We start from the raw sequence: 26,539 nt of genomic DNA, 5'->3' as shown, positions 1-26,539 counted from the left end.
TCGCCCGGGGCCCTGACGAAAGCAGGTGCACGATGGGAGCAGTCGAACGGCGGCCTGGGGTTCTCACGGGTCCACTCGGTGACCGGATGATCGCGTTCCTGGAGCGTTACCCCAAAGCCGATCAGATCTACATCACCAGCGGCCGCGACGGCAACCACGGCTCCGTCTCACATCATTACGGTCTCCAGCACCACGGATCCCAGACGGCCGCGCTCGACATCGGGGCGGGCTCACCACCCGATGCCGCCCAAATGCGCGACTTCGCAAAGTGGTTGTACGACAACTACTCCGATGCCACCGTCGAGCTGATCCACTCCACCCCGTTTCCCGACGACGACGGGTTCTACGTCAAGAATCAAATCAAGAATCCGGGCGGCAGCATCTACGGAGGCCCCCAAGCGATCGGGCATTTCGACCACATCCATTGGGCCACATCGGACGAACTGCTCGCCCGACTCGAACGCAACGGCCAGTCGCCGGTTGAGACGATCACCACGCGACGGCACGAACCGGTGGTGTCAGCCGACGTCGACCTCGTCTGGGGCTGGGACGCTTCCGATCACGACTGGGAGCGCGGACCGATGAACCTGGTCGAGGCGCAGCGCGACGGCATCTCGTTCTTCGTGCACAAGGCCACCGAAGGCCGCACGTGGAAGGCGAAGCACTATCGCGAGGCGCTGGAACGGGCCCGCAACGCCGGGATTCCGGTCCTCGGCACCTACCACTTCCTGTGGCCCGAGGAGATCGAAGAGCAGGTGGGCGAGTGGATGAACTTCGTGGACGCCGAGACACCCTGGTGGCGCGACGTCGCATGGATATGGCAGATCGACGCCGAGGTGCCGAAAGCAGGTGTGCGCGCACCCAGCGCCGCGGAGATCACAACCGCCGTCAACGCCGTCAACCGGCGGATGGCGGCGCAGGGGGCACGTGCCTACGTGATCGTGTACGCGCCCAACTGGGTCTACGGCGACTCGCTCGCGCCCAGCTACGACATCTGGAACAGCAACTACAACGGATCAGGTGCACCCCGCGCCTTCAAGGAGCAGTACCAGGGCGTCACCAACACCCAGGCGGGGTGGAACCCGATGTCCGGCCGCAAACCCAAGATCCTGCAGTTCGCCTCCGACGGGCAGGTCGGCAGCCAGAACACCTGCGACGTCAACAAATTCGACGGCTCCCTGCATGACCTGATCCGGTTGTGTGGACGCGATCCCGGCCGGGTGGACAATGTCATCACCATTCCGGTCACGGAGAAGGTGCTGTCCTACGATCGCTCGATCCCGCTGGTGCGGCAGGACACCGGCTTCTTCTGTGGGCCCGCCGCCTCGCAGATCGTGCTCGACTCGCTGGGAATCAGGGTTCGCGAACATGATCTCGCGCCGAAGATGGGCACCGACGAGAACGGTACCGACAGCGTGCACAACATCAGACCGGTACTCCACAATCTGGTGCCGGCCGCGGGATTCACCGCTGTCGAGATGCCCCACGATCCACCGACGGGGGATGAGCGGGAGATGCTGTGGCGCAACATTGTCCGGTCGATCGACAGCGGGTACGGCGTGGTGATGAACTGGGTGGCTCCGGTGGGCAACCATCCGCGGGGCGTGAAGGGGTCGGTGAACCCCAACTACGGCAACCGCACCGTCCGGCACTACGTCGCCTGTATGGGCTACGACAGCAATCCGGCACTGCGCGCCGTGTGGATCGCTGATTCGGGATTCTCCCCGTTCGGCTACTGGGTCAGCTTCGACCAGGTCGCGACGCTCATCCCGCCGAAGGGCTACATCTATGCTGCTGCCGCACAGCCGGTCTCGCCAGCTGTCCCGGTGCCGCCGGTGGTTGCGGCGGCGCCGGCTCCACACGTCGCGCCGACGCCCGTCACCGATTGGGAGAAACTCCGCCTTGCCATCGCCGGCGTGGATCCCGAGGGCTGGCCGCTCGAATGGCGCTACGCCCACTCGCGTTCCGCGCGCGACTTCAACGAGATCGTCGCGGACCCCGATCGCGGCCCGTGGCAACGCCTGCAGCCCGACGGCACCAGGGTGGCCGGACACACCGACGCGTTCGAGCAGATCGTCCCGATCAGCGAACAGATCGCCTGGCGCCATACCTTCTCGGACGGTCTGACGCGTGACCTCGCCGACGTCCTGTTCGAGTTGATGGAGTTCGCGATCCAGTGGCGACGTGAAAAGGGTTCACCTGCAAGCGCATTCGTCGGAGAGCCGGAGCCGAACGGAACGCCGACTCCTGCGCCTCGCCGCCGGTCACCACGCAAGGCAGCCGCCCGGCCACCCCGCAAGACGACAGCGCCGGCCGCGGCGAGTCGCCCCGCCGAACCGATCACCCACTGATCGGCGAGGAGGAACCATGACCGCTGACCAAGATGTCCTCAACGGCATCAACGGCACTCTGATCGACGGCAGCCCGCGTCCGTGGGCGTGGGTGCGAGTCCGGGCCCGGACCGTGTTCGGCAACCTGCACAAGAACAAACCATTCACCCGCACGGTCGACGGCAGGCCGGTGGCGTCGTCGACATCGCAACTCGACCACGACATCGGCACCAGCGAACAGATCAGCTGGCGCTACGTGGCGAGCAACGGAATGGTGTTCGACCTCAAGGATTTCATGCTGCTGCAGATCGAGCACTTCATCGCCACCACCGACGAGGCCACGTTGGACGCCTACATCGAGCGCGCCAGGCAGCTCCGGGCGTACCCCGCGGGGTTCCTCGGGGACATCCCCGGCACATGACCGGGCTGTGGCCGAGGATCCGGGCGGCCAAGGAAGGTGTCGCCTACGCGCCGGCCGGAACCCTGTTCACCGTGAACGGCACCGGTGTACCCGACCCGTTCGGTCCCGGGTTTCCCGCCGATCTGGCGCGAGCTCTGGTCCGCGCGGACGACGGAATGTGGGTCTGGCAGCCGATCGGTTATCCGGCGGCGGCCTTTCCGATGGGGCCGTCGGTGCGTGCGGGGCGCGCCGAGTTGTGTGCCCAGATCGGACGGCACGCCGGCCCCGTGGCGCTCAGCGGCTACAGCCAGGGGGCTCTCGTCGTCGATATCGTCTGGCGCGACGACATTCTCGCGGCAGACGGGATCCTGCACCATCGCCTCCAGGACGTCGTCGCTATCGTGAACTACGGTGACCCGATGCGTTGTCCCGGTATGGCGAATGGCAATGCTTACGCGGGAAAGCCGCTGCCGCGCAATGTCAATGGTTTCGTATCGGGTGGTATCGCGGGGCCGGGAAATCTGACCCCGCAACAGACACCCGATTTCCTTCTGTCGTTCGCCACCGACGGGGACCTCTACGCGTGCGCGCCGACAGACCTCGACCCGTGGACTGCCGAGACGGAGGTGGGGCACAACGAGCGGATCATCTTCGACGTCGTCCAGGACGCCACCGTGGTCACCGCGCTGGCCATCGCCGCCGAGGTGGCCGAGATCCTCTCCGAGCCGCTCGAGCAGGTCCTTCCGTTGGTTCAGGCTGTCGCGAATGGGGCGTTCTTCCTCGGCGCAGGGGTCGGGGGACCGCACACGCGATACGACATCGCGCCGGCGGTGCGGTTCCTCACCGAAGTGGCTGAGCGGGTTCGTCTGGACGCACTGAATCGGGTGCTCAACAGCATCTGAGGTGCCTAGCGCCAGAGGGCGGCGTTGAGCACATCGTCGATGTTGCCGATGGAGGCACCGAACGGGTTGCCCCGCATCAGAACTCGCTCGCCTGTCGGTGTCACGGCCACCAGTTTCTGTGAGCTCGAACCGATCTGCATACGCCGCTCGATGCGGACCTGATCCAGCGGTGCGACGATCTGTCCGTCGGCATCGACGTAGGTTCGCCGGAGCCGGTCGAACACGGCGACGGGCCGGAGCGACTCCAGTGGAGTCAGTCGGCTGCGGCGCAGGGACCGGGCACCGTACGCCATGCCGAATCCGGCGAGGATCCCGATGCCGAGCAACGCGGTGGAGACCGGCAGCGACACCGTCGACATCGAGCCCGCCACCGACATGAGGAGGGTGACCAGCCCGAACATGCCGAAGACCAGCGTGATCACCAGCAGCACGAACACGGTGATCTCCGATGGCCCGTTGCCCCGGTCGATGACCAGCACGTTGGGTCCGTCCTCGGCGACGACGAGCCTGCCGGCGTCGGCGAGTACACGCATGCCGGGAAGTCTGTCACCTCGCACCGCGAGCGTGCGGGTCTGCACACCGACGCGCCGATGCACACGGGGGAGGTGAAGTTTGCGCCGGAGTTTGCGAATTCTGTCGCATGGACACTTTGCGTAGAGTGTCGGTAGCCGTCGATCGGCACGGTGTTCGGTAAGCGGATTGCTTGTTGACGTCGATATTTAGCCAATTCACCAAGGTGCTGAGCAGTCTGTGAGCATCATCGTGTCTGTTCAGAGCTTTGTGGTAACACGTCTCATTTGTCACTATTAACGTTCGTGTTAATCTACTGTGACGTGCATCGCTCTCTTTGGGCGTGCACGCGTGAAGTCATAATTTGTCGCGTTGTGATATTTGCTTAGAAGTGGGAACGCATAGCTGTGCGCGTTCCTCGCCGGGATGCCGACACGCCACAGCGGGTGGGCTGGAAACGACAGAGCAGGGGAGCTGCATGGCCGCCGCCAGCCCACGGAAGCCGCGCCGGGCCAAAGGCCGTCACCGCAAGAACTCCGGCTCTGGTTGCGTGCGGTGGCTACAAGCGGGTGCGGTCGGCTTCGGGCTCGCGGCGGCGATTGCGGGCGGCCAGGGTGTCGCGTCGGCTGCTACGGATGACTCGTCTAGTTCCAGTGATTCATCGTCCAGTGCGGACGGCTCCAGCAGCGATGATGGCGGCGGCCCGACGGCCACGTCCGGTGCCGACGACGCACCCCCACAGAGGGCGAAGCATCGGGCGGAAGCTCCGAGTTCTCAGCAGGATGATGCTGACGCCGAAGCCGATGGTGATGACGAGGACGTCGTCGACGACGCGTCGGACGGAGAATCCGACGACGCGCAGGAACCGACGACGGCCGACCCGGTCGAGTCATCCGAGGCCGACCTCGAGGCCGAGTCGTCGGTCGAATCCACAGCGACGGTGGACGATACCGAGACGCCCATAACCGAGACGGAGTCGACCGAGGTCATCAGGCCCGTCGCGCTTGCCGCGGCCGCGGCGCCGAGTGCCGCTGCGACCGCGACGCCTAACGAATTGTTGTTCCAAAGCGTGCTGCAGCGTGCGATCAGCCGCCTTGCGGCCTGGCCTGGCACCCCAATAGGGGCTTGGCCCGGTACGCCGCGCAACTTCGTCACGATCACCAATCGCCAAACGGACCAGAGCCTCGACGCCGCCAACAATCAGCTCGACAATGTCACTGCGACCGCGTCCCTCTTCAGTCCTGCGCGGTGGCTTCCGGATTTGATCGGCATCATCGGAACCTTTTTCGTCTCGCTACCCCCGAGTTCCACGACCACCGACAGATTCAATGCGATGGGCGACTTCCTCAACCGGGTCGTGCCGCCGTTCAAGCTTGCCGACGGTGCGGGCACGCTGGACATCATCTCGCCGTACAAGATCATGGGTGCTGCGGTTGTCGGGACGGCAACGGTTCTACAAGACATGCTCAACGGCATCTATGACCCGCAGCAGTGGGCTATCCACGTCATCAAGGCGACGACCGGCGCCAACGCCACCGTCTCCGACCTCAGTAACTTCTCGAGCCTCTCTGCGAAAGTAGTTGCAGCACAGGCGGCGGCGCTGCTCGGAGGCGACGGCGGCGCCTTCGACGAGCCGGAAAGAGCCTGGAACGTAACGTTTCCCACCTGGACCGAAGCGCAGACCAATCCATTCACCATCGTCACCTACATCGCGTTCGTTGGCATCTACAAGCGGTTCCAGGAAATGGCCGCCCTGCAGACGTACTCAACGACCACGACGTACGACAGCTGGCATTACAAGAACGCGTTGGGTCTGTACGCAGCCGGTACCTTCCACGTGCTCGATCAGGACGGCAACCCGGTCAAATTCTTCGGCGTGTCCCAGGGCGGGACATTCTCGTCGGCGACCAACGCGTTGGTCACGATCAACAACGACACCGGTGGATTTACCTACACTCCGCCGGCGGTATGGGATCCGCACTTCCACGACGCGGCGTTCTTCCACCGGTCGACTTCGGAGAACGAGGCCGACCGATACGACACCGTGCAGGTTCCGGTGCTGTCCGCGGACGGTGCTCCCTACACCCTCACGTTCCGGATCGAGATCATCGGCGGGACGAACGCCAACCCGACGGGTTCCAACGCCGTCACGGGCACCGACGCGGCGGGCGTGGTGAAGGGCAAAGTCACCGGCGCCGATTCCGATGGCGACACCCTGAAGTACTCGCTCGTCGGCTCGTCGGTCAACGGCCTGTCCGGCAACTCGGCGTACACGAAGAACGGCGCCAACAATGGCGGCATCGTCACGATCAACCCGACGACCGGTGAGTACACCTATGTCTCGACGTCGACGGTCTCAGGCACGCAGAGCTTCCAGGTGAATATCAACGACGGTCATCACGGAAACACCGTCATCACGGTCACGGTGCCCAACACCACGTCGATCACCCCGACCAACGTCACCAAACCTGCGGACAACATCGTCACCGGTTCGGTACCGGGCTCAACCAACCAACCGGGCGTGTTCACCAGTTACTCGCTGGGTACGGCTCCGGGCAAGGGCTCCGTGACGTCGTTCAACCCTGCTAACGGCGCCTTCACCTACACGCGCAACTCGGGCCTGGGGCACAGCACGACGGCCGACGACGTGGTCACGATCATCGCCACCGATGCCAACGGTCGCCAGGTCACCCTGCGGATGACGGTCCAGCCCACGGTGCCCAACACCTCCCCGACGGTGGTCGTGACCACAACGCCGACGGTGGGCACACTCAACGGCACGACGCAGACCAGTACCGGGAAACTGACCTACGCCGACGCCGACGGTGACGCGCCGATCTGGACGACCGCCACCTCGGCGAGGGGCGGAACCATCACCTTCGCCGCCGACGGTACGTTCACCTACACGAGCAACCTAACGGTCGCCCAGCGCCATGCGGTGGCCAGGATCGGGGCCGCGGGCAGCACGTTCAATGGTGTCGCCCTCGCAGCCTGGGAGGATGCGTTCACCGCCACCGTCTCGGACGGGTTCGGCGGCACCGCTCAGGTCACGGTGAAGGTCCCGATCTACGCGATCAACGCCAACCCCACGATCAGCACCAACAATCCAGCATGTGGATTCGGCACCTGCACCGCGACGGCTACGACGACCGACCCCGATGGCGACGACCTGAGCGGCGGCTTGAACTCGTCGAACAACGGCACCGGCTCCCCGTGGTACACGCTGTCTCGGGGATCGGTCACCATCAACGCGGGTAACCAGCACACGTTCAGTTGGACAGGCAATAGCAACGGTGCCGGAACCCAGCAAACCGGTATCCAGATCTATACCGTCTACGACGGTTATTACCGAGTCACCAACGGCATCGTCGACTCCACCTACTTCTCGCGTGCGTGGGTCCAGTGGAACAACACCACCAGGACTTTCGGGAACTAGCGCAACCGATCGAAACCTATTGCGAGCGCGCGTATTTGCACAGAATTACCGGCGCGCCCGCGTGCAGACACGCGCGCTCGCGGTGCGAACTACTAGATCGCCATTGCGGCGCGGACGTCGGCCTCTGACGCCGAACCTCCCGTACCACTGTTGGTGATGCGGCCGGCCTCCAGGATGTAGTAGCGCTGTGACGATTCCAGCGCGAAACCGATGTGCTGCTCGACGAGCAGGACGCCGAGATTGCCCCGCTCGGTCAGCGCTGTGATCGTCTCCTCGATCTCGTGGACGACCGACGGCTGGATGCCTTCGGTCGGCTCGTCGAGGATCAGGCATTTGGGCTCGGTGATCAGCGCGCGCGCGATCGCCAGCTGCTGTCGCTGACCACCGGAGAGCAGGCCGGCGCGCCGGGTCAGGAGCTCCTTGAGCGCGGGGAAGAGGTCGAGCTGTTCGTCGATCAGCTTCTTGCCGTTCTTGCGGCCGTCGGCCACCACCTGCAGGTTCTCGGCGGTCGTCAGCTGCCCGAACGACTGCTGCCCTTGCGGCACATAGGCCAGACCCTTCGCCACCCGTGCACTCGGTCGCAATTTGGTGATGTCCTCGCCGTCGAACATGACCTTGCCCGAGGTGCATTTCAGCAGACCCACCGCTGCGCGAAGCAGCGTCGTCTTGCCTGCACCGTTGTGGCCCATCACAGCTGCCACGCCGTCCGCGGGCACCTTGATGGTGGCGCCGTGAATGACCTCGCTGCGTCCGTAACCGGTGTGCACATCGACCATTTCGAGCATCAGGAGTTCTCCTCGACGAGTTCGATTCCGTCGGCTCCGGCCGCGGCGGTACCCAGGTAGACCTCCTGGACTTTCGGGTTGGCCTGGACTTCAGCGACAGAACCTTCGGCGATGACCTGGCCACGCGCCAGCACGGTCACCGACGTGGCGAAGGCCCGCATGAAGTCCATATCGTGTTCGACGACGACAACGGTGCGTTCAGCACCAATGCGGCGCAACAGGTTTCCGGTCTCTTCACGCTCTTCGGTGCTCATGCCGGCCACCGGCTCGTCGAGCAGAAGCACGTCGGCGTTCTGCACCAGCAGCATGCCGATCTCCAGCCACTGCTTCTGCCCGTGGGCGAGCACGCCTGCCGGCTTGTCGGCCAGGTGGGTGAGCCCGATCGTGTGCAGCGCCTGCTCGATAGCGGGCAGCACGCTGTTGCGCCTCCGCAACAGTGTCCAGACCGATCGTCCTGCGCCCGCGGCAATGTCGAGGTTCTGCAGCACGGTGAGCTGTTCGAACACGCTCGCGGTCTGGAACGTGCGCCCGACCCCGTTGCGCGCGATCTGGTGCACCTTCTTGCCGAGCAGCTCGATGCCCGACTTGTTCACCGATCCGGTCGCCGACACCAGGCCGGTGATGGCATCGATGACGGTGGTCTTTCCCGCGCCGTTGGGGCCGATGAGGAACCGCAGGTCCCCTTGGAACAGGGTGAGGTCGACGTCGCTGACAGCCTTGAAGCCGTCGAAATCGACTGTCAGTCCCCGCACTTCGAGGTACTGCGTGCCCATGCCGACATTGCCGCCGACGGCGGGTTCCTTGCCTGCGGTGCTCGCTTCGACGTCGCTCATGAGCTGGCGCCCACCTTCTCTTCGTCGGGGTCGGGCGTCTTGTCTGGCGGTTCAGCCCCGGCTTTGGCCTTGCGTCGGCGGTGCAGGAACACGCCGAGACCTGCCAGGCCGGCCGGGAAGAAGCCGACGACGATGATGAACAGTGCACCCTGCCCGTAGGTCCAGGCCGACGGGAAGCGTTCGGAGAACAGGGTTTGCGCCCACGCCACACCGATGGCGCCGAGCACTGGCCCCAGCAAGGTGGCCCGTCCGCCGATCGCCACGCCGATGAGGAACGCGATGGACGGCAGGATGCCGACCTGAGACGGTGCGATGAAGCCGACGATGGGGGCGAACAACGCGCCCGCGATGCTGGCGAACAGTGCCGCCACCGTGTAGGCCACGACCTTGACGTTGGCGGGGTCGTAACCGAGGAAGCGCACCCGCTCCTCACCGTCGCGGACGGCGACGAGCAGTTCGCCATACCGGCTCTGCATGAGCTGACGGACGACGGCAACCACGATGAGCAGCACCGCCGCGGCGATGAAGTACAGCATTCGTCGGTTCGCCGGGTCATTGAGGGTGAACCCGAAGAACGTGCGGAACCTGTTGAGGCCGTTGGACCCTCCGAGGCTGGTCTGCCCGACCAGCAGGATCGCCAAGGCGGCCGCCAGCGCCTGGGACAGGATCGCGAAGTAGGCACCCTTGACCTTGCGCTTGAAAACGCCGAAACCCAGTGCCGCCGCGATGCCGGTCGGGATCACCACGATGGCCAGCAGCGTGACGATCGGCGACGCAAAAGGCGACCAGTACCCGGGCAGTTCGCGCACGCCCTGGATCTGCATGAAATCGGGCACCTCGTCACCGCGTATCTCCGCGTCAGCGATCTTGAGATGCATCGCCATCATGTAGCCGCCGAGACCGAAGAACACGCCCTGACCCAGGACCAGCATGCCGCCCCGGCCCCAGGCCAACCCGATGCCGACGGCCACGATCGCGAAGCACAGGAACTTGCCCAGCAGGCTGAGGCGGAAGTCCGACAGTACGACGGGCGCCACCCCGAACAGGACAACCGCGGCCAGTCCGAAGCCCGCCCAGGTCTGCCAACGTCCGAGGATGGTTCTCATACGAGACTCCTTGTCCGCACGGTGAACAGACCCTGCGGTCGCACCTGCAGGAAGATCACGATGATCACGAAGACGATCACCTTCGCCAGCGATGCGGTGGTGTTGTACTCGATGAACGAGTTCAGGAAGCCGAGTGCGAAGGCCGCGATGACAGTGCCCTTGATCTGCCCGAGTCCACCGATCACGACGACGAGGAACGCGTCGATCAGATAGCTCTGGCCGATGGTCGGACTGGTCGACCCGATCAACGTCAGCGCGACACCGGCAACGGCCGCGAGGCCCGATCCGATGAAGAACGTCGTGATGTCGGTCTTGCGTGACGAGATACCGCTGGTCTCAGCGAGATCGCGGTTCTGCACGACGGCGCGGATCCGGCGTCCCATCGGACTCACCTTGAGCACAGCGGCCAGCACCGCGACGCACACGACGGCCAGCACCAGGATGAAGATGCGTGTCTTCGGGACGACCGCACCCATGATTTCCAGACCGCCGGACAGCCATTCGGGGGCGACGACATTGACTGCGGGTGCGCCGAAGATGTCGCGTGCCACCTGCTGCAGGACCAGACCGACGCCGAACGTGACCAGCAGCGTGTCCAGAGGTCGGTCGTACATGCGCTGGATCAGCGTCACCTCGAGCAGCGCACCCATCGCACCGCCGATGAAGAAACCGAGAACCAGCGAGATGATCAGCGAGACACCGGCACTCGATACGATCTGCTGCACCACGTAGGCGGTGTAGCAGCCGGCCATGATGAACTCGCCGTGCGCCATGTTGATGACGCCCATCTGGCCGAACGTCAGGGACAATCCCAGTGCGGCCAGCAACAGGATTGAGCCGAGGCTCAATCCTGTTGCCAGCTGTCCGATTACGACATCCATAGGTGGATCAGCCCGACAGGCCGGCGGCCCACGGGTAGGACTTCAGGAACGGGTCCGGCTCGATCGGGCCGGGCGACTCCCAGATCGTGTAGATCAAACCGTCGGGACGGATCTCGCCGATGCGGGCGGTCTTGGTGATGTGGTGATTCTCACCGTCGATTGTGACGAGGCCTTCCGGTGCGTCGAACGTGACACCGTCGGCGTTGTCCTGAATTGCCTTGACGTCGAACGACTGTGCCTTTTCGACGGTGTTCTTCCACAGGTAGACCGACACGTAGGCGGCTTCCATCGGGTCCGAGGTCGGCTTGTCGGCGCCGTACTTGGCCTTGTACGCGTCGACGAACTCCTTGTTCACCGGGGTGTCGATCGTCTGGTAGTAGTTCCACGCGGTCAGCTGGCCGTCGATGTTCTGCACACCGATGCCACCGACCTCTTCCTCGGCGATCGACACCGAGACCACCGGCATCACGGCCGGCGTCAGGCCGACGTTCTTGTATTCGCGGAAGAACGCGACGTTGGAGTCGCCGTTGAGCGTGTTGAACACTGCGTCGGCACCTGCGGAGCGCACCTTGTTGACGATGGTGGAGAAGTCGGTCGAACCCAGCGGCGTGTAGTCCTCGCCCTTGATCTCGATGCCGTTGGCTTCGGCGTACGCCTTGATGATGCGGTTGGCGGTCTGCGGGAAGACGTAGTCACTACCGACCAGGTAGAGGGACTTGACGCCCTGCTCCTTGAGGTAGTCCAGGGCAGGGACGATCTGCTGGTTGGTGGTCGCACCGGTGTAGAAGATGTTGGGGGAGGACTCCAGGCCCTCGTACTGCACGGGGTAATACAGCAGGGAGTTCGCGCTCTCGAACACCGGGAGCATCGCCTTGCGGCTGGATGAGGTCCACCCGCCGAACACCGCGGCGACGCAGTCGCTGCTGATGAGCTTCTCGGCCTTCTCGGCGAAAACCGTGGGCTCGGATGCGCCATCCTCGCCGACCAGCTGGATCTGCTTGCCCATTACGCCGCCGTCGGCGTTGATCTGCTCGACCGCCAGATCGATGGCGTTGCGAACGGTGACCTCGGAGATCGCCATCGTGCCCGACAGTGAATTCAGTGCACCGACCTTGATGGTTTCACCCGAGGTGTCCACGCAGGACTCGGCATTTGCTGAATCTTCCTCAGTGGCTTTGCTTCCGCAGCCGGCCAACAGCAAACTGGCCACCGCCACGACGCTTCCGGTGGTCAGTGCGGACTTTGTGAACGAATGGCGTCGTGGTTGTTGCATGTACGGCCTTTCTGGCACGGTCGGCAGCGCTCATCCCCTGATGAGGAACCGAAGAAGGACACTTCTGCACCCCTCAGAACCACGCAGAGCGGCCCTGAACGAAGAAGTTTCGACACCACCCCGGTGTCGAATCGGGACGTTAGAGCGCCTGTGTTTCTGCCAAATGTCTGTGTGTGACGGGAAAGTTAACCTGTGGTCGCAAGTGACGGTTGGTTTGCCGTTAACCAAGGGCGAGGGCGAGGGACTGGCACGCCCGTAACAATCCGGTAGCGTCCGGCGATGTGACCAACATGCGAATTGCTACAGCCAAAGTGGGAGCGGCAGTCGGGGCCACACTGCTGGCGGCGGCCACCTCGGTCATGGTGGGTGCGCCCACCGCGAGCGCTCAGCCTGCGGGTAAGCAGGTCCGCTACACGCTCGTGTCGGGCGGCGCCTACCAGTTCGACCTCTTCTATGTGACGGCCCAGCCGCCGAGCATGGAGGCCTTCAACGCCGACGCTTACGCGTACGCCAAGCGCGAGAAGGTCAACCTGGCGCCGGGCGTGCCGTGGGTGTTCGAGACCACGATGGAAGATCCGAACTGGGCGATCCTTCAGGTCAGCAGCACCACCAAGGGCGGCCAGGCCCCTCCGAACGCGCATTGTGACATCGCCGTCGACGGCGCCGTCGCCACCGAGCACAACGATCCGTACAACGTGTTCTGCAAGCTCGGCCGCTGGTGACTCAGGCCTGAGCGCATCGCCGCCCCGTCAGCTCGGCGAGGGCGGCGGGTAGTTCGTCTCGGTGCAATACCCCGAGCCGCTGGGTCGCGCGGGTCAGCGCAACGTAAAGGTCCGCCGCGCCTCGGGTGCCTTCGGCGAGAATGCGTTCCGGGTGCACGACGAGGACGGAATCGAACTCCAGTCCTTTGGTCTCCGTGGGTGACACCGTCCCGGGAACGCCGGGCGGCCCGATGACGACGCTTGTGCCGTCCTTCTGTGCTTCATCGGTATGGAACTCTTCGATGGCCGAGGCGAGCTCGTCATCGTCCACCTGCCGGGACCAGGGGGCAATTCCGTTGGAGCGCACCGACTCCGGCGGTTTCACGTCGGGCGCGAACTGGGCGAGCACCGCCGCGGCCACGGCCATGATCTCCGAAGGAGTGCGGTAGTTCACCGTCAGGGTCCGGTACATCCAGCGGTCGGGCACATAGGGTTTCAACATCGAGTCCCACGACGTCGCACCGGCCGTCGAGCGTCGTTGCGCGAGGTCACCGACCATCGTGAACGAGCGGCTCGGGCAGCGTCGCATCAGCACCCGCCAGTCCATCTCCGAGAGCTCCTGCGCCTCGTCGACGACGACGTGCCCGTACGTCCATTCCCGGTCTGCGGCAGCTCGTTCGGCGAGTTCGCGGGTGTCGCGTTCGATGTATCGCTCGGCGAGATCCTCGGCGGCGATGACGTCCTGGGCCATCAGCCGGTCTTCGTCGTCCATCATGTCCTCGCGGCCGATCATCAGGTCGAGCACTCCCGCTGCGTAGGCGGCCTCCTCCTGGCGTTCCCGTTCGGCGGCTTCCTCGCCCGACTTGTCCCGCCCGAGGAGGTCGACGAGTTCGTCGAGCAGCGGCACATCCGACAGTGTCCAAGCGGCGCCGTCCTCGCGATACAGGGCGGGGTCCGCACCCGCCGCGCGCAGCCGGTCGTGTGACGAATAGAGCTCGGCCAGAAGCGTTTCCGGCGTCAGGACGGGCCAGAGCTGGTTGAGCGCCGCTTTGAACGCCGCGTGGTCTTCGAGCTCGTCGAGCAGATCGGCGCGCAGATGTTCCCAGGCGGCCTTGTCCGAGCGCGTCAACCAGCCGCGGCCGAGCTTCGCGATGGCCCGTTCGGTGAGAGCCCAGGTGATGACGTCGACGAAGACGGTGCGTGCGTCGTTGTGGGGTTGGTCGCTTGCCCGGGCTTCCTGAATGGCCCACTCGGCGATGTCGGCGCCGATGCTCACCGACACATCGGAGAGGTCTATCGGCAGCGGTTCCTCCGGAACGCGCTGCCGGTCGGCGACCGCTGCGGCGAGTACATCGAGAATCGCCAGCGAGCCTTTGATCCGTGTCGCCTCCGGCTTGTCCTCCGCGGTGGCGTGGAGGCTGGGGTGAAGGTCGCCGATGGTCATGAAGACCACGTTGGTTTCGCCGAGTGACGGCAGCACCCGCCCGATGTGGCGCAGAAACGCCGAGTTGGGTCCGACCACGAGCACGCCGTGGCTCTCCATCCGTTTGCGCTGGGTGTAGAGCAGATACGCGACGCGGTGCAGCGCGACGACGGTCTTGCCGGTGCCGGGACCACCTTCGATGACGAGCACACCGGGGTGATCCATCCGGATGATCGCGTCCTGTTCGGCCTGGATGGTGGCGACGATGTCGCGCATGCCCTCACCGCGCGGCGCGTTCACCGCTGCGAGCAGGGCCACGTCGCTGGAACTGCCTCGCTGGCCTTCGGTTTCGTCCGCGCCGGGCCTACCGAACACCTCATCGGTGAAATCGATGAGACGGCGTCCGATGCTGCGGAACTGCCTGCGCCTGCGCATGTTCTCCGGGTGCGCACCCGTGGCGACGTAGAACGCGCGGGCGGCGGGGGCGCGCCAGTCGATCAGCAGCGGTTCGTAGTCGTTCGTATCGTCGAGCACGCCGAGGCGGCCGATGTAGATCCGCTCCCCGTCGACGCTGTCGAGGCGGCCGAAGCAGAGACCGGCATCGGCGACATTGAGCCGATCCATCTGGGCGGAGGTCGCGCGCACCTCGGCGTCGCGATCCACCAGGGTCCCGCCGTCCTGGGCATCGACGGGAGCCCCCAGCGCCGCGGCGTACCTGCGCTTGACCCGCTCGCGCTCGGCATCGACCCGCGCATACAGGGCTTCGATGTAGCTGCGTTCCGACTGCAGCTCGGTGTCGTAGTTCGTGTGCATCATCTGACTTGACATGTGCCCCTTAGCAAATTGCGCGACGGCTGCGATTTTACAGCGGGTTGCTTGACAGCATGTCGAACATATGTTCGCATAGCTTATGCGTTGGGCGGGGCAGGCAATCGACGTCGACGACGGCGCGCTGCCCGGCCTGCAGCGTATCGGTTTGGTCCGCAGCGTCCGGACGCCGCAGTTCGAGGGCATCACCTTCCACGAGGTGCTCTGCAAGTCGGCGCTGAACAAGATCCCCGCCGCGTCGATGCTGCCGTTCAAGTACACGGTGAACGGTTATCGCGGATGTTCGCACGCGTGCCGATACTGTTTCGCCCGGCCCACCCACGAGTACCTCGACTTCGACTCCGGTCGCGACTTCGACAGCCAGGTGGTCGTGAAGACCAATGTCGCCGAGGTCCTTCGCCGCGAACTGCGCAGGCCGTCGTGGACGCGGGAAACCGTTGCGCTGGGCACGAATACGGACCCCTATCAGCGTGCCGAGGGCCGCTACGCGCTGATGCCGGGCATCATCGCCGCGCTGGCCGATTTCGGTACCCCGTTCTCGATTCTGACCAAAGGCACGCTGCTACGGCGGGACCTGCCGTTGCTCACCGAGGTGGCGCGCCGGGTCGATGTCAGCGTGGCGGTCTCGCTGGCTGTCGGCGATCCGGAGATCCACGATCGCGTCGAGCCGGGCACGCCGACGCCTGCGGCGCGGCTCGGTCTGATCTCGGCGATCCGCGACGCAGGCCTGGACTGCCACGTCATGGTGGCACCCGTCCTGCCCATGCTCACCGATTCCGAGGAACACCTGGACGACCTGCTGGGCAGGATCGCCGCCGCAGGGGCGACCAGCGTCACCGTGTTCGGGCTGCATCTACGGGGCAGCACCCGCGGCTGGTTCATGGACTGGCTGGCGCAGGCCTACCCCGACCTGGTCGGGCAGTACCGGCACCTCTACCGGCGCGGGGCCTACCTGCCGGCGGAATACCGGTCGATGCTGGCGCAGCGCGCCGCCCCGCTGGTGGCCAAGCACGGATTGGCGCGAGACGGTCGCGCGTTCCGTGAGGCGCCCGCCTCCGCACCGCCCGCCGCAGCGGAGGACGCGTTTCAGCCGGCCCTGTTCTAACTCTTGTTGCGCTTGACCTCATTGAACGGAACACCACGGTCGGCGGCCGCCTCGCGCGGGAAGCCGAGAATGCGTTCGCTGATGACATTGCGGGCCATTTCCGAACTGCCGCCGCCAAGGGAGCCGGTCTGCCGGGACAGGTACCGCACCCCGATCTCCGCGAAGTCGCCGAGGGCCGGATCAGCGTCGGAGCCTTCGTCGATGACGCCCGCGGTGCCCGCGATGGCGAGCGCGGTGTCGACCTCGAGCTCAGTGGTCTCGGCGTGGAAAAGGCGGATCAGCGTGCCGGCGTTCGGTGGCAGCGAGCCGTTCGAGATCGCATGGAACACATGGTCGATGAGCTGTTCCTTGACGATCCGGCGGGTCAGGGCGCGGCCGGCCAGGTCCTGGATGCGCGGATCGTCGCCCTGGCCCGTCGCCTCAGCGAGGCCGACGTGGTCGGGCGGCATCTCGCTGGCGTTCTCGGCGGCTGTGCCACTGGCGAACTCGGAACCTCCGCCGACGGCTCGGCGTTCGTGGTGCAGCTGGCGAGTCGCGACCTCCCAGCCCTTGTTCACCTCGCCGACGACGGCGTCCTCACCGAGTTCGAGGCCGTCGAAGAACTCCTCACAGAATTCCTCGTTGCCGTTGACCTCCTTGATTCGGCGCATGGTGATGCCGGGGGAGTTCAGCGGCACGAGGAACATCGTCAGGCCCTCGTGTTTGGGCACGGTCCAGTCGGTCCGGGCCAGCAGCAGGCCGTAGTCACCGGCGAAGGCACTCGTGCTCCAGGTCTTGGCGCCGTTGATGACCCACTTGCCGTCCTGGTGGTCGGCTCGGGTGATGACGCCCGCCAGGTCGGATCCGCCACTGGGCTCGCTGAGCAGCTGAACCAGGATCTCGTCACCGCGGATCGCCGCCGAGATGCGTTCGCGTTTCTGGGTTTCGCTACCGACGTCGAGGATCGTCGCGGCGCAGATCGTGAACGTCGGGACGTTGAGGATCAGCGGCATCTCGTAGCTGCGGCACTCGGCGTTGAATGCCCGCTGGTAGGCGTGGTCCAAGCCCAACCCGCCGTACTCGCGCGGGAAGCAGATTCCGGCGAACCCGCCCTCGTGCAAGCGCTTCTGGAGTTCCTTTGCCCGATCCCAGGACTCCTGTTCTGCGCGCACCGAGAACGGCGGGTGCTCGGGATCGATGCGCGGCATGTTCTCGGCCAGCCAGTTGCGGGCGCGGGCCGCGAACTCGGCCACCGACTCGGTCGTCTGTGCGGACGTCACAGTGTCGGTCATGCCGGAACCTCGGCCTTCTTGCTCAGTTGGTAGACAGCGCGGTGATGGTCTTCGGGCGATCCGAACACGGCCCGGTACAGCGCCACCCGGCGCAGATAGAGGTGCAGGTCGTGTTCCCAGGTGACGCCGATGCCGCCGTGCAGTTGAACGCACTCCTGCAACATCACCGGGGCACGCTCGGCGACATAGGCTTTCGCGACGCTGGCCAACATCGGGGCCTCCGGTGAGCGCTCTGCGACCGCCTTGACGGCTCCGGCCGTGGTGCCGCGGCACGCCTCGAACCAGAGCTTCATGTCGGCGGCGCGGTGCTTGAGCGCCTGATACGACGACAGCGGCCGCCCGAAGCTGTGCCGGTCGGACAGCCATTGGTTGGTCATCGCCAGCACCGAGTCGAGGATGCCGACGATCTCGGCGCACTGCAGGACCAGCGCGATCTGCCGCTGACGTTCGATGATCGCCGCGGTCTGCTCGGCGGTGCCGACGGCAGCGGACTCGTCCACGTCGACGCTCTCGAATTGCATTCGCGCGTAACGTTTCACCATGTCGACGGAGTTCTGGGTCGTGACGGAGACGCCCGGCGCGTCCGTCGGCACCAGGAACTGACGCAGCTCACCGTCGCATGTGGCCACGACCAGCACAGCATCGCAGTCGGTGCCCGCCTCGACGCGATCTTTGACGCCGTCGATGCAGTACCCGGAGTCGGTGCGGGTCGCCGTGGTGGCTGCCTGCGCGGGGGTGAACGGACGCCGAGGTTCGTACACCGCCCACGATGCGATCAGCTCGCCGGCGATCAGTCTCTCGATCGAATCCTCGTGTCCCTCCGGCGCTTCGACGAGACCCGCCAGGACGACGCTGACGGGATGCAGCGGGCCGGGCGCGACAGTATGGCCGATCTCCTCGGCGACCAGCGCAAGGTCGGCCACGCCGTCTCCGGAGACACTGCCACCGCCCAGATCCTCGGGCACGAGCAGGCTGGTCCAGCCCAGTTCGGCGGCGCGCTGCCACCATTCGCGCTGAAACGACGTACCCGAGGCGTGCAGGCCGCGCACATGCGTCAGGGACGCCTGTTTCTCCAGGAAGGTCTGGGTGGTCGAGGCGAACAGCAGCTGTTCCGGATTTGCCAGGTCGGTCATACGAGTTGTTCTGCCTCTCAGGCGATGACGAGTGCGGGCACGTCGGGTTTGTAGACGACCTTGTTGTCCACCCCGAACAGATCAACCATGTTCTTGCCCATCACCTTTCGGACGCCCTCGTCGTCGAGGCCGTGAGCCTCGAGATCGGAGACCAGGTTGATCGGGTCGGCGAGGCCTTCGGGATGCGGCCAGTCGGAGCCGAAGATCGTGCGGTCGATACCGCACAGTTCGGAGATCTGCTTGAAGTCGTCCTCCCAGAACGGCGCCACGTAGACGGCGCGCTTGAACGCCTCGACGGGATTCTCCGGAAATGCCTGCGGCATCTTGGAGTACACGTCTTCGAACTGGTGGAACAGGTACGGCACCCAGGATGCGCCGTTCTCGATAGACAGGATGCGCAGATCGGGATTGCGTGTCAGCGCGCCGTGGCACACCAGCGCTGCCATGCTGTCCTCGATCGGACGCTTGCCCATCGACACCATGCGGAATGCCGTCGGCTTGAATGGCAGGTACTCGTCGGCGGGTTCCCAGTCGTTGAGGTATTCGGCGTACCCGCTGTCGGAGGCGTGCATGGCCACGGGGATGCCGGCTTTGACGCAGGCCTCCCAGAATGGGTCGAACTCTTCGGTGCCGAATGACCGCGTGCCGCGGAACCCGGGGACCGGTGCGGGCCGGACCAGGACGGTCTTGGCGCCCCGCTCAAGACACCATTCGAGCTCTTCGAGGGCGCGGTCGACGATCGGCAGCGTGATGACCGGCGTCGAGAAGATTCGGTCCTCGTAGTTGAATTGCCAAGTCTCGTACATCCATTCGTTGAGCGCATGGACGATGTCGTGGATGAGCTCGGGATCGTCTTTGAGGCGTTCTTCGACCAGCGAGGCGAGCGTGGGGAACATCAGCGTGTAGTCCAGGCCGAGCCCGTCCATCACCTCGAGGCGGGCCTCGGGGTTGCGGAATGCCGGGATCGCCTTCATCGGCTTGCCCATGACCTCGCGGAAGCTCTTGCCACCGCTTCCGTGTCGGAAGTACTCCTCCTGGGCGCCCGGGCGGGCGACCACCTCGAACGTCGGGTTCGGGATGTAGTCGCTGATGTGGTTGCGCACCATGATCTTGGTGCGGCCGTGAACGTCGATGTAGTCGATGACGCCTCTGCGCTTGTCCGGAAGGAACTTGGTCAGCGCTTCCTTGGGTTCGTAGAAGTGGTTGTCGGCGTCGAACACCGGATAGTCGAGGATGCGTGACGGCATGGTGGGCTCTCCTGGCGCGTCGTATTTGCATGAAGCGGTAATGGCATTACCGTTAGTGGTAACGACATTACCACGCGGAAGTGTAACGACGCCAGACCGTGTTTTAGCTGTTCAGCGGGCTATCGCGCCAGCCCGCGCAGGCAGAACGTGTGCACGTGGATTCCCTCGATGGGCACATCGTTGAGCTCCGCGCCGAGGTCGCGCATCCGCAACGCGCCCAGCACCGTCTGCATCAGGATCGCCGCGTCGGTGTCGACGTCGAGGTCGGCCCGGAACGCGCCCTCGGCGATGCCGCGTCGCAGGATGTCGGCGATCAGCCGATGCAGCGGAGTCAGCACCTTGGCGAACTCTTTGGGCCGCGTCTCGAGCAGATGATCGTTGTAGTAGGTCAGCCCACGGTTGATGCTGTCCTGCGTGCTCGACTCCGCGGGGGCACTGATCCGCTCGATCAGCAGCCGCAGCGCATCGCCACTGGACAGCGAATCGGCCTCTACGCGCCACCGTTCGGTGGCGTCGGCCATGATCCGCTCGACCAACGCAAGCAGCAGTTCGTCCTTCGTGGCGAAGTGTTGATAAAAGGATCGCAGGGAGGTCTTCGACCGCTCGACGACCTCGAGAACCGTGAAATCGGTGCGGCCGGTCTCGCCCAGAATGTCCAGCGCAGAGCGCATGAAGCGATTGGCGCGGGACTCGGTGTCGGTGGCGGCGAGCGCCTTTGGTTGAGACTTGGCAGCCATCGCGCACCACCCTTTCCTGTCCGGATCCCCGATGGTAATGACGTTACCGCTTTCGGGGAACCTCAGTTACTGTTCTCTCCGACGGTCACCGAGTGGAGGCGATGAGCACATGACACAGGCGCAATGGACGGTCCAGGCACTGCTCGACCTGTTCGATGCCGAATCGGCGGGGGAGGCCACTTTCACGGCGCAGACGGGTCCGGCCGGTGAGGACGAACGCCAGGTCGTCGAGGGCACCCAGGTTCTTGCGCAGTCGATTGTGGCTGCGGCCAAGCGATTTCCGGATAAATCGATCCGGTCGGTCTACTCGGTGTTCGCGCGGGCCGTCATGGTGGCGGCCGGCCCTGTCGAGTTGGAGATCGACGTGGTCAGCGAAGGCCGTTCCACGGCAACGGCCATCGTGACGGCCAAGCAGAACGGCAAGCGGTGCATCACCACGACGGTGCTCGCCGACGTGCCGACCGACGACGTCATCCGCCACCATCTGCCCAAACCCGACGTGACGGCACCGGCCGACTCTAACGAGTCGCCGATGCCGATGGCGGGGCGTGAACTTCGCCTCGTCGACGTCGTCGACGTCAACAGCCCCGACGAGGTCGGCCCGCCCGAGTTGTATGCCTGGTTGCACTACGACCCGATTCCGTCGCGGGACGATCTGGCGAAGGCGTTGATCGCGTATTTCACCGGACACCTTGGTATCTCGACGACGATGCGGGCGCATGAGGGCATCGGGACAAGCCAGTCGCATGTCACCGTCTCGACTGCGCCGATGACGGTGTCGGTCAGCTTCCACGAGCCGGTGCGCTGGGACGGTTGGCTGCTCTACACCCACGAGAGCACGCAGGTCGGCGCGGGCATGTCCTATGTCCGGGGTGCGGTGCACACCGAGGAAGGTGAGCTGATCGCATCGTTCACCCAAGATGCGCTGATCCGCCCGCTGCGCACCACCGACACTGCGATCAAAGAGCAATCGCGGCTCTAGGCGAGCGCCGACCGCAGCACGTCCAGCGGAAGGCCGCCGAGATCGAGGGCGCGGCTGTGGAAGTCCTTGAGGGACACGCCGCGGGCCAGCGTCTCGTCGCGTAGTTGCTGCCAGATGCGTTGGCCGATGGCATACGACGGCGCCTGGCCTGGCCACCCCAGGTAGCGGTCCAGCTCGAATCGAAGATTCTCCTCGGCCATGGCGCTGTGGGCCTGCAGGAACGTCCACGCGCGCTCGGCGTCCCAGACGCCGCCGTCGGGTGCCTTCAAGCCGCAGTGAACGCCGATGTCGATGACCACGCGGGCAGCCCGGAAACGTTGGGCGTCAAGCATTCCCATCCGGTTACCGGCATCTTCGAGCCAGCCCAGCTCGGCCATCAGGCGTTCCGCGTAGAGCGCCCATCCCTCGCCGTGGCCGGACACCCAGCAACCCAGCCGCCGCCACCGGTTCAACTGGTCGGCCAGCACGACCGCGCGGCCGATCTGCAGGTGATGTCCCGGCACACCCTCGTGGAACACCGTGGTGGTCTCCTGCCAGGTGTGGAACGTGTGCACGCCTGGCGGTACCGACCACCACATCCGTCCCGGCCGGGACAGATCTTCGGACGGCCCGGTGTAGTAGATCCCGCCGGTCTGCGTCGGCGCGATCCGGCACTCAAGATTGCGCAACTCAGGCGCGATGTCGAAGTGTTTGTCGGCCAACGCTTCCACGACGCGGTCGGAGAGCTCCTGCATCCACTGCTGCAGCGCGTCGGTGCCGTGGACGAGGTAGCGGTCCTCGGTGTCGAGCCGGCGCAACGCCTCGGCCGCCGGCGCACCCGGATACAGCCGGTTGGCGATCTCGTCCTGCTCGGCGACGATGCTGCGCAACTGGTTCATTCCCCAGTCGTAGGCTTCGTCGAAATCGACGGCGGCACCGAGGAACGTGCGCGACATCACCGCGTACGCGTCACGCCCGCATCCGTCGACATCGCGGGCGTGCGGACCGATTTCGTCGCGCAGCAGCGTCGTCAGCGACGCGTAGGCATTCGCGGCACCCTCGGCGTGCTGGCGGATTTCGGCCGCCAACATGGGATTGCCGGGTGCGGAGTCCGCCACCATGTCGATGAAAAGGTTGGCGATCTGTCCCGCCTGCTGGATACCACGGCGCACCTGCCGGGCAGCTGGAGCATGGCCCGAGGCGGCAGCCTTTCTCAGGGCGTCGGCGTACCCGGCAACCCGTTGCGGGATCACGGCGAGCCGCCGGCCGAACGTGGCCCAGTCGTCCTCGGTGTCGGTGGCCATCAAGTCGAACACGTCGCGCATCGTCTGCAGCGGCGAGGCGATGACGTTCAGTTCGCCGACATCGAGCCCTACATCGTGCATGTCGACGAGGACGCCGAGCCGCTCGCGCATCGCGGCGATGGTCACGACGTCGACGGCGTCCGCGGGTTGGGTCGTGTCGAGTTCGCGCAGCGCGGACTTGGCGGCGTCGACCCTGGCAGTCACGCCTTCGGGCGAGTAATCGGTGATTTCGTCATCGTGGCCTGCGATACCCGATTCCGTTGCCGCACAGGGATCGAGGGCAGCCGACACATCGAGGTACCGCTCGGCGAGCGCATCGACCGCGGTGGTCGGCCTACCCAAGGTTGTTCGTCGCGAACGTGTCGCACTTGGCCGGATCTCCGGTCTGATAGCCGGTGGTGAACCACTTCTGCCGCTGCTCGGACGATCCGTGTGTCCACGATTCCGGATTCACCCGACCCGTGGCCGCCTCCTGGATCCGATCGTCGCCGACCGCTGAAGCGGCCGACAGCGCATCGGCGATGTCTTTGTCGCTCAAGGGATTCAGAAAGGGCACGTCGGTGCCTTCCTGATTGGTGATCGACGCATAGTGGGCCCACACGCCGGCGTAGCAGTCGGCCTGCAGCTCGGTGCGGACACCGCCGCCGGTCGGGCCGGTCGGGTCCTGTTGGGCGCGGCCCAACACGCCCTGGAGATCCTGGACGTGGTGGCCGAACTCGTGAGCGACGACGTACTCCTCGGCAAAGGGCCCACCGCTGGACCCGAATTGGTTCTTGAGGACGTCGAAGAAGCCGGTGTCGAAGTACGCGGTCTGGTCGCCGGGGCAGTAGAAGGGGCCGACGGCGCTGTCGGCGAAACCGCAGCCGCCGGTGTCGACGCCTCCTTCGAACAAGCGGACATGGGGTCGCGTATACCCCGGCATCAGGTCTGCCCACACTCCGTCGAGTGAATTGCCGGTGGCGACGACACGACATTGGACGATGTCGTTGGCGTCGGCGCCCGTCTGGCACTGGCTCAGGTCGAACCCGGGTGCCTCGACGCCCTGGGTGTCCATCTGCTGCTGTGGCAGCACCGAGCTGGGGTCGACGCCGAGGAACAACGCGACGACGACGATCACCAGCCCGCCCAGGCCGCCGCCGATCGCGATTCCCCGCCCTGGGCCGCGGCCGCCGCCACTGCTCGATGTCGTGCTGGTGTCGATTCGCATGCCTTCGTTGAAGGTCATCGCGCCACCTCCGATCGATGCTCGCAGGCCCGGCTGGCGTCCAGGCGAGTCCAGCTTCGCACACTAGGATTTCGGTGTGGCCTTCGTCGAGGGAGATGTCGCCGGAGATTCGGTGGTTCTGTCCACTCCCTCAGGGGACCTCCGGGGCGACACCGAAGGCGGCATCCGGGTGTGGCGCGGTGTTCCGTATGCAGAGCAGCCGGTCGGGGAGCGCCGGTTCCTGGCGCCGGAGGCGCTGAAACCCTGGGCGGGAGTACGTGACGCGACCGAGCACGGGCCGCTGCCTCCGCAGGCGAAGTCGTTCGTCGGTGGTGGGCGCGACGACCCGAAGCAGCGTGACGAGGCGTGCCTGACGTTGACGGTGTGGTCGCCGGACACCACTGCCGCGTTGCCGGTGATGGTGTGGATCCCCGGCGGCGCGTTCGTCTACGGAGCCGGGCAGTTCCAGCTGTACAACGGGTCGCGGCTGGCCGCCAACGGTGACGTCGTCGTGGTCAATGTGACGTACCGGATCGGGGTGTTCGGCGGGTTCGAGCTGAGCGACCTCGGTGACGGATTCGACGACAACCTGGCGTTGCGCGACCAGATCGCAGCACTGCGCTGGGTGCAGGACAACATCGCGGCCTTTGGCGGGGATCCCGACCAGGTCACGGTGTTCGGGGAGTCGGCGGGGGCGACGTCGGTGCTGGCGTTGATGGCCGCGCCCGCGGCGGCCGGCTTGTTCCACCGCGCGATCGCGCAGAGTCCGGCGTTGCCGTTGATCGCCGATCGGGAGTTCCGCGCGGCCAACACGCATGAGTTCGTGCAACGGCTGGGGGTCGATGTCGCCGAGGTGAAATCTCTTCCCCAGCGCCAATTGCGCCGAGCCGCCGGGATCCTGCAGTTGAAAAGCGCCAAGACCACGCCGACGCTGGCCTACGGACTGACGCACGGGACGGACTTGCTGCCGCTGGAACCCGTGGAGGCCGCCCGGCAGGGCCGAATCGCGCGTGTGCCGTTGATCATCGGCACGAACAGCCACGAAGCGTCGATGTTCGCGTGGACGAAGCCGCCCATGCTGCCGACCACGCAGGCTTCCATCGACGGCTTCTTCGACAGGGTGGCACCCGACGCCAAACAGCAAGTGCTGCAGGCATATCCGCAGTATCCCCGGCGTGGCGCGCTGATCGCGCTCGGCTCCGACGCCATGTTCGGTGGTCCGGCCTGGGCGTTCGCCGACGCCTACGGTGAGCACGCGCCGACGCGGATGTACCGGTTCGACCACTTCGGGCTGAGCCTGCGCATGCTCGGGCTGGGTGCCACGCACGGCAGTGAGATCGTGCACATCCACCACAGCTACGCGTCGTTCATCGGCCGCAAACTGCACCCGCTGGGCCGTCGCATCCAGCCCGACGTCGGACGCCGGATGCAACGCACCTGGCTGGATTTCGCCCGCGACACCGAGGACGTCGACGCCGACCACTGGCCGCTGTACGAGACCGGCGAACGTCTGACCCGTCTGATCACGTCCACCCGCGACGTCGTGTCGTCGGATCCCGACAGCGACCGGAGGTCGGCCTGGTCGGCCGTTTACTAGGCGGAGTCGGCGGACGCGGTGAATCTCTCGTCGGTGTACGTCCGCAGTTTGTGCAGGAAGCTCTGAAACATCCGGCCCATGACCGGCCGCCCGACGAACAAACCGAACCGGCCTGCGAGGCCGTTCGGTTTCATCGCCATGATCCAGGTGAGGTGGCACCCTTGCTCGGTGGCGACGATGCGATAGTCCTCGGCGAACGCCGAGATGCTGCCGGTGGTCGACGCGTTGAAGCGGAAAGCCATGCGCGTGAACGGTTCCCATGCCAGAAAAACTTCGTCGCCGGTGATCCCGCCGCGCATGTCGACGGTGCGGGTGGTGCCGATGCCGCGTGGTTCCGGGCTCGTCCAGGCGACCTTGGTGATGACGCTGGCCCACTGCGGCCACGACGTCTCGTCGGCGAGGACCTCGAAGAGCTGTTCGGGGGTGATCGCGAGGTCGACCGTGCTGACGAACCGGTAGGGGGCGGTGTCGATGAAATCGAGGCCGACGCGCTCGCAAGCATGCATGGCCATACACGTTAGGGCATGGTGGTTGGTCTGCACCCCGGGCGCTGCCCGGCAGGGCGAATCGCG

The 26,539-nt window shown here is 65.5% G+C and carries 22 protein-coding genes; 8 read left to right on the top strand and 14 right to left on the bottom strand.

The genetic code is table 11. From position 1 onward, the window contains the following. Positions 1-32: 32 nt before the first annotated feature. The 3 genes from P9A17_RS31085 to P9A17_RS31075 are packed head-to-tail and all read left to right on the top strand — an operon-like array spanning position 33 to position 3,632. Positions 33-2,351, top strand: a complete 2,319-nt coding sequence (locus P9A17_RS31085; RefSeq protein WP_278042652.1) for a GH25 family lysozyme — start codon at positions 33-35, stop codon at positions 2,349-2,351. 16 nt (positions 2,352-2,367) lie between these two features. Next, entirely contained in the window at positions 2,368-2,751 is a 384-nt protein-coding gene (locus P9A17_RS31080; RefSeq protein WP_278042651.1) for a hypothetical protein, read from the top strand. After that, entirely contained in the window at positions 2,748-3,632 is an 885-nt protein-coding gene (locus tag P9A17_RS31075) for a hypothetical protein (protein WP_278042650.1), read from the top strand. Before P9A17_RS31080 ends, P9A17_RS31075 begins: the two co-directional genes overlap by 4 nt. Before the next feature lie 5 nt (positions 3,633-3,637). On the opposite strand, the gene P9A17_RS31070 is transcribed toward P9A17_RS31075, so the two are convergent. Next, positions 3,638-4,165 (bottom strand): hypothetical protein, encoded by a 528-nt coding sequence (locus P9A17_RS31070; protein ID WP_278042649.1) that lies wholly within the window; start codon positions 4,163-4,165, stop codon positions 3,638-3,640. A 455-nt stretch (positions 4,166-4,620) separates the two neighbouring features. On the opposite strand from P9A17_RS31070, the gene P9A17_RS31065 reads away from it, so the two are divergent. Next, entirely contained in the window at positions 4,621-7,578 is a 2,958-nt protein-coding gene (locus P9A17_RS31065; protein ID WP_278042648.1) for an Ig-like domain-containing protein, read from the top strand. Between the two features lie 92 nt (positions 7,579-7,670). Here the strand turns inward: P9A17_RS31065 and urtE are convergent, their stop codons facing one another. Genes urtE through urtA form a run of 5 tightly spaced genes read right to left on the bottom strand, consistent with a single transcriptional unit; the run spans position 7,671 to position 12,456 of the window. Next, a complete protein-coding gene (urtE, locus tag P9A17_RS31060) occupies positions 7,671-8,363 on the bottom strand; it encodes an urea ABC transporter ATP-binding subunit UrtE (protein WP_278042647.1) in 693 nt (230 codons plus the stop codon). Beyond that, positions 8,363-9,196, bottom strand: coding sequence for an urea ABC transporter ATP-binding protein UrtD (urtD, locus tag P9A17_RS31055; RefSeq protein WP_278042646.1), 834 nt, complete (start codon positions 9,194-9,196; stop codon positions 8,363-8,365). Before urtD ends, urtE begins: the two co-directional genes overlap by 1 nt. Beyond that, entirely contained in the window at positions 9,193-10,302 is a 1,110-nt protein-coding gene (urtC, locus tag P9A17_RS31050; protein WP_278042645.1) for an urea ABC transporter permease subunit UrtC, read from the bottom strand. The genes urtD and urtC overlap by 4 nt, the downstream gene beginning before the upstream one ends. Further along, positions 10,299-11,183 carry an urea ABC transporter permease subunit UrtB gene (urtB, locus tag P9A17_RS31045; protein WP_278042644.1) on the bottom strand — a complete coding sequence of 295 codons (885 nt, stop codon included), beginning with the start codon at positions 11,181-11,183 and terminating at the stop codon, positions 10,299-10,301. Before urtB ends, urtC begins: the two co-directional genes overlap by 4 nt. A 7-nt stretch (positions 11,184-11,190) precedes the next feature. After that, a complete protein-coding gene (urtA, locus tag P9A17_RS31040; protein ID WP_278042643.1) occupies positions 11,191-12,456 on the bottom strand; it encodes an urea ABC transporter substrate-binding protein in 1,266 nt (421 codons plus the stop codon). 290 nt (positions 12,457-12,746) lie between these two features. Here urtA and P9A17_RS31035 point away from each other — a divergent pair, with 290 nt between their 5' ends. Further along, on the top strand, positions 12,747-13,178 hold the full coding sequence (locus P9A17_RS31035; RefSeq protein ID WP_278042642.1) for a hypothetical protein: 432 nt from the start codon (positions 12,747-12,749) through the stop codon (positions 13,176-13,178). Position 13,179: 1 nt separating this feature from the next. Here the strand turns inward: P9A17_RS31035 and helR are convergent, their stop codons facing one another. Beyond that, positions 13,180-15,408, bottom strand: coding sequence for an RNA polymerase recycling motor ATPase HelR (helR, locus tag P9A17_RS31030; RefSeq protein WP_278042641.1), 2,229 nt, complete (start codon positions 15,406-15,408; stop codon positions 13,180-13,182). Positions 15,409-15,490: 82 nt separating this feature from the next. Between helR and P9A17_RS31025 the strand changes: the two genes are divergently transcribed. Then, positions 15,491-16,513, top strand: coding sequence for an Rv2578c family radical SAM protein (locus P9A17_RS31025; protein ID WP_278042640.1), 1,023 nt, complete (start codon positions 15,491-15,493; stop codon positions 16,511-16,513). Here the strand turns inward: P9A17_RS31025 and P9A17_RS31020 are convergent. The 4 genes from P9A17_RS31020 to P9A17_RS31005 form a co-directional block, all read right to left on the bottom strand. Next, the gene (locus P9A17_RS31020; protein ID WP_278042639.1) at positions 16,510-17,784 is read right to left on the bottom strand and encodes an acyl-CoA dehydrogenase family protein; all 1,275 of its coding nucleotides are present in this window, start codon (positions 17,782-17,784) and stop codon (positions 16,510-16,512) included. The genes P9A17_RS31025 and P9A17_RS31020 overlap by 4 nt on opposite strands. After that, positions 17,781-18,917, bottom strand: coding sequence for an acyl-CoA dehydrogenase family protein (locus tag P9A17_RS31015; protein ID WP_278042638.1), 1,137 nt, complete (start codon positions 18,915-18,917; stop codon positions 17,781-17,783). Before P9A17_RS31015 ends, P9A17_RS31020 begins: the two co-directional genes overlap by 4 nt. A gap of 17 nt (positions 18,918-18,934) precedes the next feature. After that, positions 18,935-20,164, bottom strand: a complete 1,230-nt coding sequence (locus P9A17_RS31010; protein ID WP_278042637.1) for an amidohydrolase family protein — start codon at positions 20,162-20,164, stop codon at positions 18,935-18,937. Between the two features lie 119 nt (positions 20,165-20,283). After that, entirely contained in the window at positions 20,284-20,901 is a 618-nt protein-coding gene (locus P9A17_RS31005) for a TetR/AcrR family transcriptional regulator (RefSeq protein ID WP_278042636.1), read from the bottom strand. A gap of 109 nt (positions 20,902-21,010) precedes the next feature. Between P9A17_RS31005 and P9A17_RS31000 the strand changes: the two genes are divergently transcribed. After that, the gene (locus tag P9A17_RS31000) at positions 21,011-21,883 is read left to right on the top strand and encodes an acyl-CoA thioesterase domain-containing protein (protein ID WP_278042635.1); all 873 of its coding nucleotides are present in this window, start codon (positions 21,011-21,013) and stop codon (positions 21,881-21,883) included. Here the strand turns inward: P9A17_RS31000 and P9A17_RS30995 are convergent. Both P9A17_RS30995 and P9A17_RS30990 read right to left on the bottom strand, forming a co-directional pair. Further along, entirely contained in the window at positions 21,880-23,508 is a 1,629-nt protein-coding gene (locus tag P9A17_RS30995; protein ID WP_278042634.1) for a DUF885 domain-containing protein, read from the bottom strand. The genes P9A17_RS31000 and P9A17_RS30995 overlap by 4 nt on opposite strands. Further along, entirely contained in the window at positions 23,501-24,391 is an 891-nt protein-coding gene (locus tag P9A17_RS30990; RefSeq protein ID WP_278042633.1) for a neutral zinc metallopeptidase, read from the bottom strand. The genes P9A17_RS30995 and P9A17_RS30990 overlap by 8 nt, the downstream gene beginning before the upstream one ends. Positions 24,392-24,467: 76 nt before the next feature. Between P9A17_RS30990 and P9A17_RS30985 the strand changes: the two genes are divergently transcribed. Then, positions 24,468-25,967, top strand: a complete 1,500-nt coding sequence (locus P9A17_RS30985; RefSeq protein WP_278042632.1) for a carboxylesterase family protein — start codon at positions 24,468-24,470, stop codon at positions 25,965-25,967. Here P9A17_RS30985 and P9A17_RS30980 read toward each other — a convergent pair. Further along, complete coding sequence (locus P9A17_RS30980) at positions 25,964-26,479, bottom strand: SRPBCC family protein (protein ID WP_278042631.1); 516 nt, start codon at positions 26,477-26,479, stop codon at positions 25,964-25,966. The two genes, P9A17_RS30985 and P9A17_RS30980, sit on opposite strands and share 4 nt — an antisense overlap. Positions 26,480-26,539 lie beyond the last annotated feature (60 nt).

This window comes from Mycobacterium sp. 236(2023) (genome assembly GCF_029623955.1).
Taxonomy (GTDB): Bacteria; Actinomycetota; Actinomycetes; order Mycobacteriales; family Mycobacteriaceae; genus Mycobacterium.
Note: the sequence above shows the minus strand (reverse complement) of the source record. Positions and strands in the feature narration are given on the sequence as shown.

Bases quoted from the DNA above. Each gene is read 5' to 3' on its own strand.
- P9A17_RS31085 (WP_278042652.1), top strand. From the start codon at position 33: ATGGGAGCAGTCGAACGGCGGCCTGGGGTTCTCACGGGTCCACTCGGT.
- P9A17_RS31080 (WP_278042651.1), top strand. From the start codon at position 2,368: ATGACCGCTGACCAAGATGTCCTCAACGGCATCAACGGCACTCTGATC.
- P9A17_RS31075 (WP_278042650.1), top strand. From the start codon at position 2,748: ATGACCGGGCTGTGGCCGAGGATCCGGGCGGCCAAGGAAGGTGTCGCC.
- P9A17_RS31070 (WP_278042649.1), bottom strand. From the start codon at position 4,165: ATGCGTGTACTCGCCGACGCCGGCAGGCTCGTCGTCGCCGAGGACGGA.
- P9A17_RS31065 (WP_278042648.1), top strand. From the start codon at position 4,621: ATGGCCGCCGCCAGCCCACGGAAGCCGCGCCGGGCCAAAGGCCGTCAC.
- urtE (WP_278042647.1), bottom strand. From the start codon at position 8,363: ATGCTCGAAATGGTCGATGTGCACACCGGTTACGGACGCAGCGAGGTC.
- urtD (WP_278042646.1), bottom strand. From the start codon at position 9,196: ATGAGCGACGTCGAAGCGAGCACCGCAGGCAAGGAACCCGCCGTCGGC.
- urtC (WP_278042645.1), bottom strand. From the start codon at position 10,302: ATGAGAACCATCCTCGGACGTTGGCAGACCTGGGCGGGCTTCGGACTG.
- urtB (WP_278042644.1), bottom strand. From the start codon at position 11,183: ATGGATGTCGTAATCGGACAGCTGGCAACAGGATTGAGCCTCGGCTCA.
- urtA (WP_278042643.1), bottom strand. From the start codon at position 12,456: ATGCAACAACCACGACGCCATTCGTTCACAAAGTCCGCACTGACCACC.
- P9A17_RS31035 (WP_278042642.1), top strand. From the start codon at position 12,747: ATGCGAATTGCTACAGCCAAAGTGGGAGCGGCAGTCGGGGCCACACTG.
- helR (WP_278042641.1), bottom strand. From the start codon at position 15,408: ATGTCAAGTCAGATGATGCACACGAACTACGACACCGAGCTGCAGTCG.
- P9A17_RS31025 (WP_278042640.1), top strand. From the start codon at position 15,491: ATGCGTTGGGCGGGGCAGGCAATCGACGTCGACGACGGCGCGCTGCCC.
- P9A17_RS31020 (WP_278042639.1), bottom strand. From the start codon at position 17,784: ATGACCGACACTGTGACGTCCGCACAGACGACCGAGTCGGTGGCCGAG.
- P9A17_RS31015 (WP_278042638.1), bottom strand. From the start codon at position 18,917: ATGACCGACCTGGCAAATCCGGAACAGCTGCTGTTCGCCTCGACCACC.
- P9A17_RS31010 (WP_278042637.1), bottom strand. From the start codon at position 20,164: ATGCCGTCACGCATCCTCGACTATCCGGTGTTCGACGCCGACAACCAC.
- P9A17_RS31005 (WP_278042636.1), bottom strand. From the start codon at position 20,901: ATGGCTGCCAAGTCTCAACCAAAGGCGCTCGCCGCCACCGACACCGAG.
- P9A17_RS31000 (WP_278042635.1), top strand. From the start codon at position 21,011: ATGACACAGGCGCAATGGACGGTCCAGGCACTGCTCGACCTGTTCGAT.
- P9A17_RS30990 (WP_278042633.1), bottom strand. From the start codon at position 24,391: ATGACCTTCAACGAAGGCATGCGAATCGACACCAGCACGACATCGAGC.
- P9A17_RS30980 (WP_278042631.1), bottom strand. From the start codon at position 26,479: ATGGCCATGCATGCTTGCGAGCGCGTCGGCCTCGATTTCATCGACACC.